We start from the raw sequence: 18,396 nt of genomic DNA, 5'->3' as shown, positions 1-18,396 counted from the left end.
CGCGGCGTGGCCGTCGGCGCGGCGGAGATCGACGAAGACCTGCGCATCCTCACCGAGCTGGGCGTCACCGGCCTGCGCCTCGTGCACTACCAGCATCCGCCCCAGGTCTATGAACGCGCCGACCAGCTGGGCCTGGTGCTGTGGACCGAGATTCCGTTGAACAGCGCGATGCAGGAGACGGCCGCTTTCCGCGACAACCTCGGCCAGCAGCTTCGCGAGCTGGCCCGCCAGACGCGCCACCACGCCTCGGTCGCGGTCTGGGGCATCGGCAACGAGGTCTATCGGTCCGACGAACCCATCGTCGCGCTGCTGCGCGATCTGCACCGGCTGGCCAAGCAGGAAGATGCCTCGCGCCTGACGAGTTATGCGCACTGCTGCGCGCCCGATGACCACCCGATGGCGCTGCAGGCCGACCTGGCGTCGTACAACCGCTACTGGGGGTGGTACGACGGCGGCCTCGACGACATCGGCCCCTGGGCCGACCGACTGCATGCGAAGCTGCCGGCCAAGCCGATCGGCCTGGGCGAATACGGTGCCGGCGCCAGCGTGCTGCAACAGCAGGATCCGCCGCTTCGCCCCGAGCCGGGCGGCCGCTGGCACCCCGAGCAGTACCAGGCCCTGTTCCACGAGGCCTATGCGCGCCAGCTCGCCGCGCGGCCCTACCTGTGGGGCCACTTCGTGTGGCTGGGCTTCGACCACGCCTCGGCGGGCCGCAACGAGGGCGACCACCCCGGCATCAACGACAAGGGACTGGTCACCTACGACCGGCGCTACCGCAAGGACGCCTACCACCTGCTGCGCGCCTGGTGGCAGCGTGAGCCGGTGCTGCACCTGGCCAGCCGCCGCCACAGCCCGCGCCCGTCGGGCCCGGTCACGGTGAAGGCCTACAGCAATGCCCGCAGCGTGACGCTCACGGTGGACGGCCGACTCGTGGGCCGCGCCGACGTGGTGGACCGCATCGCCACCTGGCCCGGCGTGGTGCTGTCGCCGGGCCGCCATGTGCTGCAACTGCAGTCCGATCACGGCCTGGTCGAGCAAGCGGTTTGGGAGGCCACGCCATGAGAGCGTCGCCCGCCGCGAGCGTGACACTGGCCTTGGCGCTGTGCGCGACCGCGGCGCCGGCAGCGGTCTCATCCAGCTGCGATGCCTCGGCCTTGGGCACGCAGCGCATCCTCGAACTGCCGCGCGCCGGCGCCGCGTACGGCCGCCAACAGCACGGCCCACTGCCGCTCGGGCCGCGCGAAGTGGCGCTGACCTTCGACGACGGCCCGCGACCCGAGACCACGCCGCGCGTGCTGCAGGCGCTGAAGGACCAGTGCGTGCAGGCTACCTTCTTCATGAACGGCGAGCCGATGCGCGAGCACGCGGCGCTGGCCCGTCAGGTGCTGGCCGAGGGCCACACCGTGGCGATGCACGGCGACCGCCACCACGACTTCACGCAGCTGCCACCCGAAGCGCAGCGGGCCGACCTGCAGGCCCTGCAGCAGACTTTCCAAGACGTGCTGGGCAGCCCGCCCGCGGCCTGGCGCTTTCCCTACCTGGCCGAATCGCCCGCACTGGCCGATGTACTGCGCGAGCAGCGCATCACCGTGATGTCGGTGGACGTCGGCATCGAGGACTGGCTGCCTGGGCAATCGCCCGAGCTGCTGGCCGAACGCCTGATCACGCGGCTGCGCGAGCGCGGCGGCGGCATCGTGCTGCTGCACGACACCTTTGAATCAACCGCCGCCGCCCTGCCGCTGATGCTGCGCCGCCTGCAGCAGGATGGCTGGCAGGTGGTCCACCTTCACTGGGCCGTGCCCTGAAGCCGGCCCGCATGGCAATGGGAGACAAGCCGATGACCATCAAGCCAGTCCGCCGCCGCTCCATCATGCTGCTGTCGCTCAGCCCGCTGCTGGGCTGCGGCAACGGCGGTCGCGCCGCCCCGGATGGGGTCGGCCGGTATCCGGACTACAACACCCAACCCCTGCCGCCTGACGAGGCGGGGATGGGCGAAACGGCCCTGCAGATCTCGCGCAAGATGGGCCTGGGCCTCAACATCGGCAACACGCTGGAGGCGACACCCGGCCGGTCGGAGACGGCGTGGGGCAACCCGCGAATCACCCGCTCGTTCATCCAGTTCGTCAAGGCATCCGGCTTCGACGCCGTCCGGCTGCCGGTGTCGTGGGATCAGTACGCCGACCCAGCCACCGCGAAGATCGATGCCGCCTGGATGGCGCGCGTCAAGGAGGTCGTGCAGTACTGCCTCGAGGCCGGCCTGTACGTGCTGGTCAACATCCATTGGGACGGTGGCTGGCTGGAGAACCATGTCACCCCGGACAAGCAGGCCGCCAACATCGCCAAGCAGAAGGCCTTCTGGCAGCAGATCGCGACCGCGCTGCGCGAGATCGATGGCCGGCTGATGTTCGCCGGCGCCAACGAGCCCAACGTGAAAAACGCCGAGCAGATGGCGGTGCTGATGAGCTACCACCAGGCCTTCATCGACGCCGTGCGGGCCACCGGCGGCCGCAACGCCCACCGCGTGCTCGTCGTGCAAGGGCCATCGACCGACATCGAACTCACCGGCCGGCTCATGACCGACTGGCCCAAGGACACGGTGGCCGGCAGGCTGATGGCCGAGGTCCACTACTACACGCCCTGGAACTTCACCGGCCTGGACAAGGACGAGTCGTGGGGCAGGCGGTTCTTCTACTGGGGCAAGACCTTTCATTCGCCCACCGACACCGCGCGCAACGCCACCTGGGGCGAAGAGGACGCGGTCGATCAGCACCTCGGGCTGATGAAGTCGCGGTTCGTCGACAAGGGCATCCCGGTGGTCATCGGCGAGTTCGGTGCCGTGCAACGCCATGAGCTGACAGGTGACGCGCTGCGCCTGCATCTGGCCAGCCGCGCTCACTACTTCCAGTACGTTGCGTCGAAGTGCCGAGCCCTCGGGCTCAATCTCTTCTTCTGGGACACTGGCGGGCTGCTGGACCGCTGGACGAACACGGTGCGCGACCCGCAGGCGCTCGCGGCCCTGATGGCCAGTGGCAGACAGTAGACCGTTACGTTCACGCCCCACCTCACCACCGATGCCTCCCACTCCCAGACCCCGCAAGGCCCACCGCGCTGCCACCCTGGTGGACGTCGGCCGGGAAGCGGGCGTGTCCGCGATGGCCGCCTCGGCCGTGCTGAATGGTGCCAAGACCTCCACCCGCATCTCAGACGAAACGCGAGCCCGGGTGCTCGAGGCGGCAGAACGCCTGCGCTACCGGCCGAACGCAGCCGCGCGGGGCCTGATCGATCGTCGAATCAAGACCATCGGCGTGGTGGCCACCCTGAGCGGGGATGAGCCCAACCAGTACTTCCTGGAGGTGTTCAACGGCATCATCCACGGGGCCGCTGAAGCCGGCCAGACCACGACGGTGTTCACCCTCCACTCCTGGGACGAGGCCCGCGAGCGCGTCCCGGCCTTCTGCGACGGCCGCGTCGATGGCCTGGTGCTCCTGGCCCCCTTGCTGCAGGCCGACGCCGCCGACTGGCTGCCCGAGCACACACCGGTGGTGGCGGTGCACGCCAACCAGGGCATCGCCGGCGTCGTCAACCTGGAGTCGGACGAAGAGGCCGGCGCTTTCGCGATGGTCAGCCACATGATCGGCATGGGCCACCGGCGAATCCTGCACGTCGGCGGGCCGTTAGGCGCCCTGGGTGCCGACCGCCGTGTCTCCGGCTATTGCCGGGCCCACACGGCGGCCGGGCTGGATCCCCTGCCCGCTCACATCCTGCGTGCCGGTTTCAGCGCCGCCGACGGCCGGCAGGCGCTGGAGGACTGGCTGCGCCAGCACCCTGGACAGCCCTTGCCGCAGGCCGTGTTCGCCGCCAGCGACGCCGTGGCGCTGGGGTGCATCGACACCCTGCTGGCACGAGGACTGCGCGTACCGGCCGACGTATCGGTGGTCGGCTTCGACGACACCGTGCTGGCACGCGTCGCCCGACTGGCCACCGTTCGGCAGCCTCTGCGTGAGCTGGGCCGTCAGGCCGTCCAGGTGCTGGTGGCCCGCATCGAGGCCCGAGGACAAGACATCGCGCCGCGCGACGCAGCGAACATCGTTCTCGCCACCGAGCTGGTGTTGGGCGCCACGCTGGCGGCGCCAAGGGCCGACGCGATCGCCATCGCCTGATGATCTGCAGCTCGGAAGCGAGGTCCTGCGAATCAGCCTAGACAGGCGCGCGCCTCAATGGCTTTCGTAGGCGCCGATGTCGATCCCGTTGCCACGTGGCCGCGCGACATGGCGCATGTCATCCGCCGGCGCGCCGTCGGCAGTCCCCTTGTCGATGGCAGGTGACTTCTTGCGAAGACGAAGGTCGATCTGCGAATAGTCCCTGAACCTCGGATTCGCGACGACAGTGTCGGTGGCGCTGCCAACCTTCATGATGATGCCGCGACCGTTGCCGTAGACCAGGTTGTTGGCCACGGTGTTGTGCGCACCGATGCAGTCTTCGCCGTCATAGCAGTACTCGATGATGCCGACGCCGGGGTTGTCGTACACGATGTTGTTGTGGACCTTGGTGTAGTCGAGCACGATGCCCCCCGGGCTGTCGCCGGCGCCAATGAGAATCCCGCCGCCCATGGTCGCCGAGCCGTTCGCAAAGGTGTCGTTGTTCGCGATCGTCACGTTGTTCGCCGCATGCCATAGATGGATGCCATAGGCGGAGACGCGGTACACGACGTTGTTGTAGATGTGGCCACGCAGGTTGGAATGGTAGATACCTTGCACGCCATTGCAGGTGCCGGGCTTGCCGATGTCGTGGACATAGTTCCCGATGACGTCGTTGTCCGATGCGCTGTAGTTGCCGTTCAAGATGCCGGCGCCACCGTTGCCGGTGCAACCACCCGAGACAGCCAGATCGTGAACGTGGTTGTTGATGATCCGCGTATTGGAGCCTGCGTTGTAGATGCCCAGCCGACCAGGGCCGGAGACGTCGAAGCCGATGATGTCGACGAAGCTCCCATTGTTCTTCCACATCGTTTCGGTGCCCGTGCCGACGACCTTGGCGGGGTGGGCCTTGTCAGACAGGAAGATGACCCGCCCGCTGGCCGTGCCCGATGCCGAGGAGTCGATGTTGCCGGGATAGGCCCCTTCCGCCACGTGAATCGTGGTCGATGCCTTGGCGACGTTCGCCGCACGCTGAATCGTCCGGAAAGGGGACGCTTCAGTGCCAGGGTTGGCGTCAGAGCCTTGTGGCGAGACATACAGGTGATAGAGACTCGTTTCCAAGGCTGCGGTGACGGCTTCGGCGGCCTGCTCAATCCCGTCGTCGATGTGTGCAACAGGCGAAGCCGGGGTCTCAGCCGCGGCCACGGTTCCCATCCCCCAAAAGCCTGTCAGTGCCAGTGTCAATGCGTGAGCAAGATGTTTCATCAATTCTGGTCTCCTCTTTGATTGCGGTGTGAGTGGATCGCTCGACGCGAATTCGTCGCGCGTTTCAAACCCCAGCAGGGACGCGCCACAGACTTCGCAGGCAAACCGCCATCGATCGGCGACGGCCATTCTGTGGGGTCACCGTCGCCTCGGGCTTGTCGGTGAGGTGACAAGGAGGTGACCAACTGGCGCACTCATGACTGCTCTCATTGGCTTCGTGCTCGCGAGCCGTCCGGCGCAGATCGCCAGCGCCGGCTGCTTTGCGAGATCTGCTGCCGGAATCAGATCTTCACCGCCGTGAAGTTCCGGCGCGCGTCGAGCTCCAGCCGAGCTGTACCCGTAGCGCAGAACGGTAAGGCTTTGTTCAGCCCGGTTAACGGCGAGAGGATTGCTCACAGCTCGGTACGTTTTTCCCGGAGGACTGCCTAAAGTCACACCTCTTTCTTCCTCCACGAGTCCACCGATGTCGAGACTTTCGATCCTGATCGTCACCAGCAGCGTCATGTTGCTGAGCGCTTGTGCCACCAAGGAATTCGTCACAGAGACCATCGCTCCGGTGCAGACCCGCGTGCAGGCGCATGACGACAGTCTCAAGGCCCTGGATGGCCGGCTGCAGGGAACCGAGGCGCGCATCCAGGCCCTGCAGCAGGAGGCTGCGGCGCGAGCCCAGGCCGCAAACAATCTGCCCGCGCCGCCTGGCCTGCTGATGAGCACCCTGCTGACCGATGACAAGATCAAGTTCAGCTCGGGCCGCGCCCAACTCACCGAGCAGGCCGGCCAAGAACTCGATCAACTCGTCGCCAAGCTCAAGGCCGACAACCAGCCGGTGTTCGTCGAAATCCAAGGCCACACCGACGCTACCGGCAGCGACACGATCAACGAGCAACTGGGCCTCAAGCGGGCCGAAACCGTACGCCTGCACCTGGCCCGCGCCGGCCTGCCGCTGGCGCGCATGGCAACGATCAGCTACGGCGAATCTGCGCCCCTGGCCGACAACAGCACCCGCGAAGGCCGCAGCATGAACCGGCGGGTTCAGCTGATCGTGATGCGCTGAGTCAGGCTGGCGTTCTCGGTCGTGCACCAGCATCGCCCAGACGCTCCTGGCCGTTTTGTTGGCCAGCGCGACAGCCGCCACGTTCGCATTGCGGCGGGCGCACTGCTTGACGAGCCAGTTGCTGGGGTTGCTCTCGCGCGCCAAGCAGACCGCCCCTTCGCTGGCCGGCAGCATGGGCATCGACGTGGTCGATGCCGGCGGCCTGAAGAACGCCCGCTACCTCGAACCGCTGGCGGGTTTGAACATCTATCTCGGCTACGGGGCTGGCCAGGGCACGTCGATTGCGCCGGCCTGGATCCGCAAGGCCTGAACCCTGCCCTCCATGACTTCATGAACCAGCCTGGCCCGGGCGCCGAGCAGATTGTTCGTCATGTCGGGGTCAGGAACTTCTCCCGGGCCTGGTCGACCTTGCTCGCGACCACGCAGCTGGGAACGTGATCATTCACCAGGCCCATGGCTTGCATGAACGCGTAGACGGTGGTTGGCCCCACGAACTTCCAGCCGCGCTTCTTCAAATCTTTGGACAGAGCGATCGACTCGGGCGACACCGAAACCGTTTGTGGCAATGCTGCGCGGGCTCGGTCGACTTCGAACTGCCAGAAGTAGGCTGCCAACGAGCCATGCTCCTGCTGTAGCGCGACCGCGCAGGCAGCGTTGTTGATCACGGCTTCAATCTTGCCGCGGTGTCGCACGATGCCTTCGTCTTGCAGCAAGCGGGCGACGTGCTTTTCTCGATACCGCGCGACGCTGTGGAAGTCGAAGCCATCGAAGGCGCGGCGGAAGTTTTCACGCTTGGCCAGGATGGTTCGCCAACTGAGCCCGGACTGGAAACCCTCCAGGCAGAGCTTCTCGAACAGCCGCGTATCGTCGGCAACCGGGAAACCCCACTCCGTGTCGTGGTAGGTTTCGAACTCGGGCGCGGCGCCGCACCAACGGCAGCGTGGCCGGCCATCGGTTCCAGCGATGGTCGCGCTCGACGGCGTGCTCATTGGGCGAGCAGCGGCGAGTGGGTACCACTGAGAACAGCGGCCATGCCCTGCGCCATGCGCGAGGGGGAGACGGCGTAGATCTCGGGCGTGACGATCCCGTGGACGACGAACGGATCCAGCTCGACTCTGTGCTTGACCTGCGCGCTGTCCATGTTCATTGCAAGCACGGCTCCGCCCTGCGCGTTGTCGAGCGATCCTGCCATCAGAAAGACCCCATCGTCGATGCCCTGCTGGATCCACTGAGCGTGCGCATCCATCCGTTGACCGGCTTGTGGACGATGCGGCCCGAACTTCAGAAAAATGATATGCATGGTCCTACCCTTGGGTTTTGGCCTGACGAGCCTTGGTCGGTCGCGCTTTGCGCTGCATGGATTGAAGCCACGCCTCAATCAGCGTGACCTCGTGCCGGATGAATCCTTCATCGTGGAAGGCGCTGGCCAAGGCCGCGATGCCCTGGCTGCGCGACAGCAGATGCATGGCGAGCCCATCGGCATCTTCTGCATGCCCCAAGGCTTCGAACTGCTCGCGAAGCCAGCTGCGGAACTGTCCGAAGATCATGCTTGCATCGCCTTGGGCCGGATGCTCGAGCTTGGCCAATTCGGCGCACAGCGTCCCGACCGGGCAGCCGTAGCGCAGGATGTCCTTGCGATTGCGGACCATCATCTCTGCGAAGCGGCAAAGCCGATCGACCGGTGTTCGCGCGCCCTCGGTCCAGCCATCCAGCATCGCCTGTGTTTTGGCTGCGCGCAGCGCTATGACCGCTGCAAGGATCTCGTCTTTCGTCTTGAAGTGGTAGTAGAAATTTCCGCGCGAGAGGTTGACTTGCTCTGCGATGTCCGCGAAGGATGTCTTCTCGAAGCCGCGTTGGTAGAACAGTGCGTCCGCCGCCTCGGCGATACGGCGCCTCGTCCCAGCGGGTTCCGATGCGGTCGTGCTCATGATCGAAGGCTCTCGGTCGCCGTGTGGGCTGGATGGTCGGTGTAGCCGCGTTCGGCGCCGATGCAGAAGGTCTCGGAGTCCGGGGCGACCAGGACAAGTGACCCAATAAACTTTAGGACAATTGACCTAGGCCGTCAAGCCCTGCCAGACGCCGGGCCTGACGGGCGCCGGCGCATGGAAAATGCGTCTCGCACACCAAGCGCAACCTGCGGGAAGCCAGCATGCCGAAGTCCGACCTCGAGAAGTTCGCCGCACTCGTAGCGCGTTACGTGGCAGAGCCCGATGTCGAGTTGCCCACCGCCAAGGCCAATGGGTTCGGCTCCGCGACGCTGCGGTGCAAAGGCAAGATCTTTGCAATGAGTCCCGACAGGCGCTCGCTCGTCCTCAAGTTGCCGGCGGTGCGGGTGGCTGAACTCATCGCGGCGGGTGAAGGGGCGGCCTACAGCACGGGCAGCGGCAAGCCCATGAGAGAGTGGGTCACCATCCCGGGCGAGCGCGGATCCGCCTGGGCCACGCTGGCCGACGAAGCCCTCGCCTGTTCACGCCGCGGCAGCCGCTGACGCCTTCGCCAGGTCTCCCGCGCCGTCGGTATGGCGCAGGGCGCTCGCCGACCATCCCTGCTGGTTTGTTCGCCCTCGCGCAGACGCGCCCGGCACGCCCCTTTTGCTGGCTGCAATCTCACGATGCTTCGCGTTCCTCCGGGCCATCCGTGACGGTTGTCTCATTCCCGACGGCACAGGGCTGGCCGATGATTCAGAACGGGCGTGGACTGTCGATGGCACCACCGGGTGGCCAATCGGCGATCATCCCCATTCCCGTCATGACCACGACTGCCCCATCGCCTGTTTGCGCCTTGCTCTATTGCATGGTCCACGCGTCACGACGCCGATGTGCAGTGGTCGTGGGGCTGATGTTGTTGCTGTTCGGGCTGTCCAGCCGTGCCGACGTCACCGAGGATATCGAGCGTCAAGTCCAGTCGGATCCCCACCGTGTGCTTTCCGAAGCCAAGTCGAGACCGAGTGCGTCGCCGGCCGCGCAGGATCTTCCGGTCCAGTTGCGCCTGCTGCGAATGCAGGTGATGGCACAGGTCATACTCAGCGAAACGGACGGCGAACTCATCGAGACGGGATTGACGCTCGCGCGCAGGCTGAGGGACACGGAGGCGGAGTGCGAGTTGCAGATCGCCAAAGGAGAACACCTCTTCGACGCGAACCGGGCACCGGAGGCGGAAGCCGCTGTCAAGCAGGCTGAGGAATTGGCGGCGCAAGCGGGCCTGCAGCGTCAAGTGGTGCGTGCCCGGTACTACCTGGGCATGCAGTACTTCGGCAGCGGAAGGACTTCCGAAGCGCTGGCATTGTTCGTCAAGGCGCTGCCGCTGGCCGAAGAGATCGGAGACCAATTTGGCGCTGCGGCTGCGCTCAACGGCATGGCCGCCGCCAGCTTTTCACCCCGTTCCGCCGCTGAGGACTACAAGCGGAGCATCGAGCTGTACCGCCGCGCTCTGCACACGATCGAGCAGGACACCTACGCCAGCTTCGCAGTGATGGTGAAGCACAACCTGGCCATGGCGCTCAAGAATTCTGGTGATGTGCCGGGTGCACGAGTGGAATACGCCAGCGCCTTGGAGCTGGCGCAAAAAATGCGCCACAGGCTGGCCGAAGCGATGTTGTCATGGCGCCTGGCCGGCCTGGATCTGCATGACGATCGGCCGCAGCGTGCGCTGGCGCGGCTCGACGTCGCCGAGCCATTCTTCGACGAATCGAACAACTTGGGCATGCAGTTCAACGTGAGGCTGGACCGCGCGGACGCTCTGGCCCGGCTTGGCAATCAGCAGGCGAGTCTGAAGATGCTTGCCTCGGCCGAAAAGTTGCTCCCTGCCTTGAAGAACGCACGTCGGGAGCTGCTGTACTTCGAGGCCGCCGCAAGGATCCAGGCGCGCCTGCAGAACATGGGTGAGGCATACGAGGCCATGCTCCGCGTGCGCGTCGCCGACAAGGCCGCCGCCGTCGCAGCCAACGACGCGCTCGCGGCCGAACTGCGTGCACGCTTCGACGCCGAGCGCAAAGAGAAGGACAACGAAGTATTGCGAGCGAAGCAGCTCGAATCCGAGGCCCGCAGGCAGGTGCTCCTCCTCGCGCTGGCCAGCGCCGTGCTGCTGCTGCTCGGGCTGGCAACGATCCTGCACCTGCAGGTGCGTCAAAAGCGCCGCTTCGCGACACTTGCGTTGTCCGACGAGCTGACGAAGCTTCCCAATCGACGCAGCATGCTTGACACGGCGGGGCGGCAACTTCGCGGTAGGCGTGAAGTGAGCGGCGCATTCCACCTGGCGCTGCTGGACATCGACCATTTCAAACGGGTCAACGACCAGCATGGCCACGACGTCGGCGACTGGGTATTGCGGGCCTTCGCGCAGGCTTGTGCGCCATTGGTGCGAGGGAGCGACACGTTGGGACGATTCGGCGGGGAAGAGTTCCTGCTCATCTTGCCCCAGTGCGATGCAAACACCGTCGCCGCGGTGTTCGCGCGGTTGCAGAAAGCGGTTCATGCGATCCGGGTGCCGAACATCGAGCTTGGCAGGGAGCTCAGCTTCAGCATGGGCGTTGCCGCCGCCGGGCCGGACGAATCGCTCGAGGCACTGCTCAAACGTGCGGATGCGGCCCTGTACGCCGCCAAGGATGCGGGACGTGACCGCTGTTTGCTTGCACCGGGCACCGGGCCGCACTCAGATCGAGCGTTGCCTGCCGCTGCGCCCCGTCAAGGCGTGCCAGACGAACCGGCAGCGCTCACCGCCATCCACCCGAACGAGCTGGTTCAGGGCTGAATCGGTCTCAGCAACGATCTGCCCGAAGTTGTTCATCGAGGTCGCTTCGCCGTACAAGCCACCGAGCGTGCCGAGATCCTTGAGCTCCCCACCCCGGTACAAGAATGCTCGGATCCTGAAGTCGGCGGTCTCAGCCCACCCGACGACATGTCCGCGTCCATTGATGGCCACCGCGAAGCTGGAGTTCCCCCCCGAGCGGCCCCACGTCGACAATGGCGCCATCACGAAATAGGCTCGCGCGCTGGTAGCCGTCGACGCGCGACCAGCCTGCCGCGGTACCGTCGCGGTCGCGGTCGAGGTCGAACGCGCCGCTGGTGCGCCCACCGTCCAGCGTGCCCAGGTCGATCACCTCATAGGTGATGGCGTGCACCTGAGTGCTGCACCGAGTCCCACCATAACCCTGCGGTAGTATGTCGAGACGCGCTGGTTCGAAGACGGTCCGCGCGCTGTTGCGACGGAACTTGGCCGCCTGTTGACCGAGGGAACGCGGCGCTTTTACCTTGGCCGTGCTGGCCCCCGCATCGCGCGGCGGCGCCCACGATCACCGCACGCGGGGTTCCCGTGCAGTATCAGGGTGAGTCAACGTTGCCCGGCGAACGGTGCGGTGTGCAAGTTCCAGCAATCGCCTTCGATAGTCCGGATGTTCGGTCCCGCAGAGACGATCCCAGAAGGTGAAGTACAGCCCATAGTTGAGCCGCCCGTGTGCATGGTGCAGGTCATGGTGCAGCGTGGTCGTGAACCAGCGCCCCCACCAACCGGCCAGCCACGAACGAGGCAAGAGTTCGACGCCGGCGTGCCCCAGCACGTTGCGTACGATCATGTAGGCAAGGAAGGTGAAAATGACCGCCGGATGCAACGGCAGGACCAGCAGGGTGAGCGGCAGGAAGACGGCTTGGATGGCGGCCTCGGCCGGAGCGAAGCTGTATGCCGCCCAGGGCGTCGGGGCAACGGATTGGTGATGCGTCCGGTGCGCTCGTCGGAACAGCGCCTGGCTGTGCAGCAGGCGATGCGTCCAGTAGAACCAGGCGTCGTGGGCGAGCAGAAGAATCAAGCCGCTGGCCAACAGGTACGCTGTCCCCAGCGCTTCCGGCTCGTCGTAGATGCGGGCCCACCCGCAGCGAACGCCGGCGTAGATCACCGCCCCGTGGGCGGAGAAGATCAGTACCGTCACCATCGAGTTGAGAATCTCCCGTCGCCACTGGCCGGCGACGGACTGTCGCTCGCGAACGCAGCGAACGCGCTTCCAGGCCGAAGGCAGGTAGGCCAGCGCGGCCGTCACCGTCGCAGCGGGAATGACGTACCGCAGCAGATCGATCAGCCAGATCGCAGGCCAGGCCTGCAGCGCGGCGAGCCAGGGATCGTTGTTCATGCGAATGCTCCGTTCGAGATGACGAATCGCAACGCTGGCCGACCTGCGGCGAAATGTCGTCTCGATTCCTGCGGACCCTGGCCGATTGCTGAAATCGGCGCTGTTCTGCAAGATTCGGCAAGACCGTCGATGCCAGGGCGGCGAAGCTGCGCACATGGCTGAATCCATTGCACTTCTCCTGAGAGGCACAGCGCTGGGCTTCGCCGTGCTCCTGCTTGCCGTCGGCTCGGGCTCCGGCAGAGCGCGGCGCGCGCTGGCGCCGCTGTTGGTGTGCCTGGTGGCCTACTTGTTGCGCTCCGCCCCCGAGGCCGTCGCCGCACCATCTTGGGTGCTGGTGCCGCTGGCCATGGGGGCGCTGCTGTTTCCGTTGGCGTTCTGGTGGCTGGTGCGCGTCGCGTTCGACGACCGGACCGCCCTGCCCTGGCCGGCTCCGGTGGTGGCTGCGCTCCTGCTCATTGCGGGACTCGGCAGTGCCAGGCCGGAGTGGCAAGCTGCGCAAAAGGCAATCGCGGCAGCGGTCATGCTCACCGCGCTGTGGCGGCTGGCCGTCGCGTGGCCCCAGGATCTGGTCTCCGATCGGCGGCGGGTGCGTCTGTGGCTCGTCGCCTACACCGGCGGGCACGGACTGGCTGTCCTCGCCGCCGAGCTTGTCTTGCAAGGCCAACGGGCGCCGTCGTGGCTGGAGACGGTCAACGTGGCGGTGATCATGGCTGCGCTTGGTGCCACGGCAATCTACTTGCTGCGAAGCGACGGCAATGCAATCCAGACCCTGTTCGGCGCCGATCCTGAGCAGAGTCCTCCTTCACAGAAGGCGGGCCCGTCGGTGGCCACCTCGGCTCGCGCCGCTGAGCGCCAGCCGGACGATGCCGGCGACGAGGCTCGCCTGCAAGATCTCGAGCACTTGATGACCGTGAAGTTGATCTATCGCGATCCGGAGCTGACGCTGTCCGCTGTCGCCGACCAGCTCGGGTTGCCCGAATACCGCCTGCGCGACCTGATTCACAACCGCCTGGGTCACCGCAACTTTCCGGCGTTCGTCAACGCCTATCGGTTGGCCGAGGTTGAGCAGAACCTGATCGATCCGGCACTCGTCCGTCGCCCGATCCTGACACTCGCCCTGGAGGCCGGTTTTGGCTCCATCGGTCCATTCAACCGGGCATTTCGCGAGCGTCACGGGTTGACGCCCTCCGAGTACCGCAAGAGGTCGGATCCGGGCGACGCCTTGGTCTGAGCGCACGCACACAGCCGCTTGGCGACACGCACAACCATGGTTCGTCGTGACGCCTGCCCTGCAGGATTGGCGGCAGATCTGAAGGCAACATCAAGCCAGCGTGTCCGCCCACGTCGCGCGTGCCCAGTCCCACGCATAGTGGCCCTCGAGTTCGCTGGGTGCGGCAGACAGGCCACCGGGCAACGGCAACACCGGCTTGAATGTCTTGTCGGCGCTCGCGTATTCGTAGATGTTGGCCAGGTGGATGGCCGACTTGGTGCTCACGACGCTGTAGCACGCGTTCATCAGCACCGGGGCCCGGTTCAGATCCCAACCGTTCAGTTCCGCGACGATGGCGGCAGCCACCACCTTGGCCTGGTTGTTGGCGAGATGACCGCTCTTGGGCATGCCCGGCGGTGACACCACGGCGTCACCGATCAGGTGGACGTCCCTGGCGATGGTCGACTCGAAGTTCAGATACTGGACGGGACACCAGCGCCCGCCCGCCGGTGCCAGACCGGTCTGCAGCGCGATCCGGCCGGCGCGCATGGCTGGAATCACGTTCGAAACGTCGACCCGCACGTCCTCTCGACCTTCAAACTTCAAGACACGCCCTTCTACGCCGACCAGCTTGTGAAGCGGCCGATGCTCGACCAAGCCGGCGTAATCTTCCGTCCAGACCTTCTTGAACAGCGCCCCCTTGACCACGACGTCCTTGTTGGCGTCGAGGATGAGGACCTTCGAGCGTGGCTTGGCACTCTTGAAGTATTCGGCCACCAGGCTCGCGCGCTCGTAGGGTCCAGGGGGACAGCGGTACGGCATCTCCGGCACGGTGATCGCGAACACGCCTCCGTCGGGCATTGCTTCGAGCTGCTTGCGCAGCTGAACAGTCTCCGTGCCCGCCTTCCACGCGTGCAGCGTGGCTCCGGCGTCGTGCGCAGCCTGCAGGCCCGGCACGCTGTCCAGCATCATGTCGATGCCTGGGCTCAGCACCAGCTTGTCGTAGGCGATGGTCGTGCCTGACGACAAGGTGGCAACCTTCTTTTGCATGTCGATCGCGGTCACTCGATCGCGAACGAGTCGGACACCTCGTGACTCGGCAAGGGTGTCATAGGGCAGCGTGATCTGCGCGATCGTCTTGCTTCCGCCCAGGACCAGGTTGCTCATCGGGCAACTGATGAACGTCGGTTGAGGTTCGACCAGTGTCACGTCAACGCGCTGCTGCGAGAGCATGCGAACGTAGCGCGCCGCCGCGGCGCCGCCAAAGCCACCGCCGACAACGAGCACCTTCGCTTTGCCAGCGCCCGATCCGAGGCCGGCACATCCCGTCAGGCCCAGCAATGCCGCCGCACCACCGAATTGAATCAGATCACGTCGATTCATCGCTCGACTCCTCTCACAGCTGCCGTGCAGCAAAGTACGCGGCCATCTGTTGGATCTGGGCGTCGTTGAAGCCCTTCGCAATTTGATGCATGACCGTCGGCCCCGGCGCCCCGGACTTGAAGGACTGCATCCTTTCGATGAAGCGTTCAGCTGGAATTCCGGCCAGCGGGGGAAGTGCAGAACCTTGGGGTGGCCGACCCTCGCTTCCGTGGCAATTGGCACAGGTCGCGGCCAAGGCGCGCACCTGCAACGCCCTGGCGTCCTGCGCGGCAGCGACGCCGCTGGTCAATGCCAGGGTGACTGCGAGAGCAGCCTTGAGATCGGTATTTCCCATGCGGTCTCCTCGTTGTTGGACATGGCGAAGGCCACGCGGCGGTGCATGGCCGTTGGCGCTGAACGAGCAGCAACTCGCGCTTCAGCGCAGCCACCAGAACGCGGCAGCGCCAAATGCGGTGAGCAGCAGCAGACCAGCCAGGCGCGTGGCCCACGAGTCGGCCGCATGCGGCGCACGCAGGTCGGCTTTGAACCCGCCAAGCATCGGCGTGACGAGGTTCTCTTTTTTGATCACCAGATAGGCCACGATCGCGAGGAGGTGCAAGCCGATCACGACGTAGATCACCCACTGAAGCTTCAGGTGCAACCAGGTTGCCCACTCGATCGAGGCCTCCCCGACCAAGTGGGCCAACGGGCCCTCCGTGCTGATCGAATCCGAGCTGAAGAGGCCGGCCGTTGCCTGGATTGCGAGCACGCCCAGCATGCAGACAACGGCCAACGAGCCGGACGGGCTGTGACCGACGTGTCGCGTGGCGCTCCGGCCACGGAAATCAGCGACAACCGTGCTCGGCTTCAACAAGAGGGCGCTGAAGCGGGCATATCGCGGCCCGACGAGCCCCCAGACCAGCCGAAACGCGAGCAGCGCCAAGGTGGCGACACCGAGCCGCAGGTGCCAGTCGATCCAATGGCCACCGATCTGCGCCGTCACGATGGCCCCGACTACGCATGACGCCAACGTCCAATGAAACACCCGGGTCGGTAGGTCCCACACCTTGGTGCCGAGCTGTGAATCGGTTGTCGCATGCGGGCTGGGCGCTTCGAAGCGGAAAGTCGTGTCGTTCACGCATGCCCCCTTCGAACAACGTCTTCGGCGTGCTTCGCATAGGCCGCAACGATCAGGGGCACAGCCAGGTCCAACTCCTGGAGGGTGGTGTCATAGCCAAGGCTGAGCCGAATGGCGCCGTTCGCCTGTTGCATGGTCGCGCCTATGGCACGCATCACCCCTGACGGATCTCGGGCGCCGTCAGAGTGACATGCCGCCCCCGCGGACAGCGCAATGTCATCTGCCAGCAGTGCGATGACCGCGCGGGCTGAACCAACCGGCAGGGACACGTGCAGCGTGTTGGGCAGCCGGTGCCACTGAGATCCGTTGACCGTCAGCCCCGGAATGGCTGCCACCAGACGGTCCTGCAGTTGATCGCGCAGGCGCGGCATGCGCTGGCGCGCAGGCAATGCGTTGGCCATCAGGCGGGCGGCGGCGGCCAGCCCGGCGATATACGGCACGTTCTCGGTACCAGGGCGCAGGCCGCCTTCTTGCGATGCGCCGTACATCAACGGGTGCATCGGCGTGCCTTGTCGGATGTACAGCGCGCCGATGCCCTTGGGCGCATACATCTTGTGGCCCGCAATGGTCAGCAGATCGGCTGCCATCACCTTCGCATCGACCGGTATCTTGCCCATCGATTGGGCAGCGTCGACATGGAACAATGCCCCATGTTGCTTGGCGAGCTGACCCACCTCCACGACAGGCTGTATGGTGCCCAGTTCGTTGTTGGCGTGCATGACGCTGACCAGCGCCGTGTCACCAGCCGCCAACAGCCCGGCCAACGCGTCCAATATCAAGCGACCGTCACGATCGACCGGGGCGATCGAAAGCCTCCAGCCTTGGCGCTGCAGTTGCAGCGCAGGCTCCATCACTGCAGGGTGTTCCACGGCACTGACGATCAGGTGACGCCGTTGCGCAGAGGCCGCTGTGCAAGCGCCCAGTATCGCCAGGTTGTCTGCTTCGGTCGCGCTGGCGGTGAAGACGATCTCCGACGGCGAATGAGCGCCCACGGAGGCTGCCACGTGGGCACGCGCGTCATCAATCACCGCTTTGGCCCATCGCCCCTTTGCATGAGACGACGACGGGTTGCCGAACTCCCGTTCCAGGTGCTCGTTGATTGCTTCGCGCACCTGCGGATGCACCGGCGTGGTTGCGTTGTAGTCCAGGTAGATCACAGCTGCTCCAGGAACCGCTGAGCGTCTAGCGCCGCCATGCACCCGGTACCTGCGCTCGTGATCGCCTGCCGGTACACGTGGTCCTGCACGTCACCGGCGGCGAATACGCCGGCGACGCTGGTCATCGTTGCCAGGCCATCCAGGCCGGCCCGGGTCAGGATGTAGCCGTTTCGCATCTCGAGCTGGCCTTTGAAGAGCTCAGTGTTGGGTTGGTGCCCGATCGCGATGAAGCACCCGCTGACCGACAGTTCCTTGGTGCTCGCATCGCGGACACTCTTCAGCCTCACGCCGGTCACGCCACACTCCTCGCCGAGTACCTCGTCCAGCGTCTGGAACAAGTGCAGCTCGATCACGCCAGCAGCCACGCGCTCCATGAGCTTGTCCACCAGGATGGGCTCCGCGCGGAATTTGTCCCGACGGTGCACCAGATGCACCTTGCTGGCGATGTTCGACAGGTACAGCGCTTCTTCCACAGCCGTGTTGCCGCCGCCGATCACGGCCACGACCTGCTGGCGGTAGAAGAAGCCATCGCAGGTCGCACAGGCGCTGACGCCGCGGCCCTTGAAGGCCTCTTCGGAGGGGATGCCCAGGTACTTGGCCGATGCACCCGTTGCAACGATGAGCGCGTCGCAGCTGTACTCACCCGAATCACCGCGCAGCTTGAATGGCCTGGCAGACAGGTCGACGCTGTTGATGTGGTCGAAGACCGGTTCCGTGCCGAATCGCTTGGCATGGGCCTCGAAGCGAAGCATCAGGTCGGGCCCTTGCACCCCGTGGACGTCTGCGGGCCAGTTGTCGACCTCGGTCGTGGTCATCAACTGGCCGCCTTTGGCCATGCCGGTGATCAGCATCGGCGTCAGGTTGGCGCGCGACGCATAGACGGCGGCGGTGTAGCCGGCCGGGCCGGAGCCAAGGATCAGTACGCGTGCGTGTGGCATGTTCGAGCTGCTTTGTC

At 65.6% G+C, this 18,396-nt stretch carries 21 protein-coding genes; 9 read left to right on the top strand and 12 right to left on the bottom strand.

Going from position 1 to position 18,396, the window contains the following annotated elements; translation table 11 throughout:
• From VFY73_RS08140 to VFY73_RS08125, 4 genes are all read left to right on the top strand, one after another.
• The coding region (locus VFY73_RS08140; RefSeq protein WP_329717489.1) for a glycoside hydrolase family 2 TIM barrel-domain containing protein at positions 1-1,062 on the top strand (1,062 nt) is incomplete at its 5' end.
• A complete protein-coding gene (locus VFY73_RS08135) occupies positions 1,059-1,805 on the top strand; it encodes a polysaccharide deacetylase family protein (protein ID WP_329717487.1) in 747 nt (248 codons plus the stop codon). The genes VFY73_RS08140 and VFY73_RS08135, both read left to right, overlap by 4 nt.
• Before the next feature lie 32 nt (positions 1,806-1,837).
• On the top strand, positions 1,838-3,040 hold the full coding sequence (locus tag VFY73_RS08130) for a glycoside hydrolase family 5 protein (protein WP_329717485.1): 1,203 nt from the start codon (positions 1,838-1,840) through the stop codon (positions 3,038-3,040).
• 31 nt (positions 3,041-3,071) lie between these two features.
• Positions 3,072-4,160 carry a LacI family DNA-binding transcriptional regulator gene (locus tag VFY73_RS08125; protein WP_329717483.1) on the top strand — a complete coding sequence of 363 codons (1,089 nt, stop codon included), beginning with the start codon at positions 3,072-3,074 and terminating at the stop codon, positions 4,158-4,160.
• 54 nt (positions 4,161-4,214) lie between these two features.
• On the opposite strand, the gene VFY73_RS08120 is transcribed toward VFY73_RS08125, so the two are convergent.
• Positions 4,215-5,531: a right-handed parallel beta-helix repeat-containing protein gene (locus VFY73_RS08120; protein WP_329717481.1), complete on the bottom strand. Its 1,317-nt coding sequence runs from the start codon at positions 5,529-5,531 to the stop codon at positions 4,215-4,217.
• Between the two features lie 334 nt (positions 5,532-5,865).
• Here VFY73_RS08120 and VFY73_RS08115 point away from each other — a divergent pair, with 334 nt between their 5' ends.
• Together VFY73_RS08115 and VFY73_RS08110 are read left to right on the top strand one after the other, a co-directional pair.
• The gene (locus tag VFY73_RS08115; RefSeq protein ID WP_329717479.1) at positions 5,866-6,456 is read left to right on the top strand and encodes an OmpA family protein; all 591 of its coding nucleotides are present in this window, start codon (positions 5,866-5,868) and stop codon (positions 6,454-6,456) included.
• 106 nt (positions 6,457-6,562) lie between these two features.
• Positions 6,563-6,766: a hypothetical protein gene (locus VFY73_RS08110; RefSeq protein WP_329717478.1), complete on the top strand. Its 204-nt coding sequence runs from the start codon at positions 6,563-6,565 to the stop codon at positions 6,764-6,766.
• A gap of 58 nt (positions 6,767-6,824) precedes the next feature.
• Here the strand turns inward: VFY73_RS08110 and VFY73_RS08105 are convergent, their stop codons facing one another.
• From VFY73_RS08105 to VFY73_RS08095, 3 genes are read right to left on the bottom strand one after another with little or no spacing between them, the layout of a single operon-like run.
• A complete protein-coding gene (locus VFY73_RS08105) occupies positions 6,825-7,445 on the bottom strand; it encodes a DNA-3-methyladenine glycosylase I (protein WP_329717476.1) in 621 nt (206 codons plus the stop codon).
• Positions 7,442-7,756, bottom strand: a complete 315-nt coding sequence (locus tag VFY73_RS08100; protein ID WP_329717474.1) for a hypothetical protein — start codon at positions 7,754-7,756, stop codon at positions 7,442-7,444. Before VFY73_RS08100 ends, VFY73_RS08105 begins: the two co-directional genes overlap by 4 nt.
• 4 nt (positions 7,757-7,760) lie before the next feature.
• Positions 7,761-8,384: a TetR/AcrR family transcriptional regulator gene (locus VFY73_RS08095; RefSeq protein WP_329717472.1), complete on the bottom strand. Its 624-nt coding sequence runs from the start codon at positions 8,382-8,384 to the stop codon at positions 7,761-7,763.
• 221 nt (positions 8,385-8,605) lie between these two features.
• Between VFY73_RS08095 and VFY73_RS08090 the strand changes: the two genes are divergently transcribed.
• Positions 8,606-8,944 carry a hypothetical protein gene (locus VFY73_RS08090; protein ID WP_329717470.1) on the top strand — a complete coding sequence of 113 codons (339 nt, stop codon included), beginning with the start codon at positions 8,606-8,608 and terminating at the stop codon, positions 8,942-8,944.
• A 350-nt stretch (positions 8,945-9,294) separates the two neighbouring features.
• Positions 9,295-11,205: a GGDEF domain-containing protein gene (locus VFY73_RS08085; RefSeq protein WP_329717468.1), complete on the top strand. Its 1,911-nt coding sequence runs from the start codon at positions 9,295-9,297 to the stop codon at positions 11,203-11,205.
• On the opposite strand, the gene VFY73_RS30420 is transcribed toward VFY73_RS08085, so the two are convergent.
• The 3 genes from VFY73_RS30420 to VFY73_RS08075 all read right to left on the bottom strand — a co-directional run bounded on the left by VFY73_RS30420 (position 11,107) and on the right by VFY73_RS08075 (position 12,574).
• The gene (locus tag VFY73_RS30420) at positions 11,107-11,427 is read right to left on the bottom strand and encodes a hypothetical protein (protein ID WP_414654430.1); all 321 of its coding nucleotides are present in this window, start codon (positions 11,425-11,427) and stop codon (positions 11,107-11,109) included. The genes VFY73_RS08085 and VFY73_RS30420 overlap by 99 nt on opposite strands.
• Complete coding sequence (locus tag VFY73_RS08080) at positions 11,336-11,575, bottom strand: hypothetical protein (RefSeq protein ID WP_329717466.1); 240 nt, start codon at positions 11,573-11,575, stop codon at positions 11,336-11,338. The genes VFY73_RS30420 and VFY73_RS08080 overlap by 92 nt, the downstream gene beginning before the upstream one ends.
• 171 nt (positions 11,576-11,746) lie before the next feature.
• Positions 11,747-12,574 (bottom strand): sterol desaturase family protein, encoded by an 828-nt coding sequence (locus VFY73_RS08075; RefSeq protein WP_329717464.1) that lies wholly within the window; start codon positions 12,572-12,574, stop codon positions 11,747-11,749.
• Between the two features lie 154 nt (positions 12,575-12,728).
• Between VFY73_RS08075 and VFY73_RS08070 the strand changes: the two genes are divergently transcribed.
• Positions 12,729-13,805, top strand: a complete 1,077-nt coding sequence (locus VFY73_RS08070) for a helix-turn-helix domain-containing protein (protein WP_329717462.1) — start codon at positions 12,729-12,731, stop codon at positions 13,803-13,805.
• Between the two features lie 90 nt (positions 13,806-13,895).
• On the opposite strand, the gene VFY73_RS08065 is transcribed toward VFY73_RS08070, so the two are convergent.
• From VFY73_RS08065 to trxB, 5 genes are all read right to left on the bottom strand, one after another.
• Complete coding sequence (locus VFY73_RS08065; RefSeq protein ID WP_329717460.1) at positions 13,896-15,167, bottom strand: NAD(P)/FAD-dependent oxidoreductase; 1,272 nt, start codon at positions 15,165-15,167, stop codon at positions 13,896-13,898.
• A 13-nt stretch (positions 15,168-15,180) separates the two neighbouring features.
• The gene (locus VFY73_RS08060) at positions 15,181-15,501 is read right to left on the bottom strand and encodes a c-type cytochrome (RefSeq protein WP_329717458.1); all 321 of its coding nucleotides are present in this window, start codon (positions 15,499-15,501) and stop codon (positions 15,181-15,183) included.
• A gap of 81 nt (positions 15,502-15,582) precedes the next feature.
• Positions 15,583-16,212 carry a cytochrome b/b6 domain-containing protein gene (locus VFY73_RS08055; RefSeq protein ID WP_329717491.1) on the bottom strand — a complete coding sequence of 210 codons (630 nt, stop codon included), beginning with the start codon at positions 16,210-16,212 and terminating at the stop codon, positions 15,583-15,585.
• A gap of 68 nt (positions 16,213-16,280) precedes the next feature.
• On the bottom strand, positions 16,281-17,441 hold the full coding sequence (locus VFY73_RS08050; protein ID WP_329717456.1) for a cysteine desulfurase family protein: 1,161 nt from the start codon (positions 17,439-17,441) through the stop codon (positions 16,281-16,283).
• On the bottom strand, positions 17,438-18,379 hold the full coding sequence (gene trxB / locus VFY73_RS08045; protein WP_329717454.1) for a thioredoxin-disulfide reductase: 942 nt from the start codon (positions 18,377-18,379) through the stop codon (positions 17,438-17,440). Before trxB ends, VFY73_RS08050 begins: the two co-directional genes overlap by 4 nt.
• Positions 18,380-18,396 lie beyond the last annotated feature (17 nt).

The sequence above is a fragment of the Ideonella sp. genome (genome assembly GCF_036277275.1).
Classification (GTDB): Bacteria; Pseudomonadota; Gammaproteobacteria; order Burkholderiales; family Burkholderiaceae_C; genus Ideonella.
The sequence above is the reverse complement of the archived record's forward strand: the minus strand, read 5'-3'. Positions and strand labels throughout refer to the sequence as shown.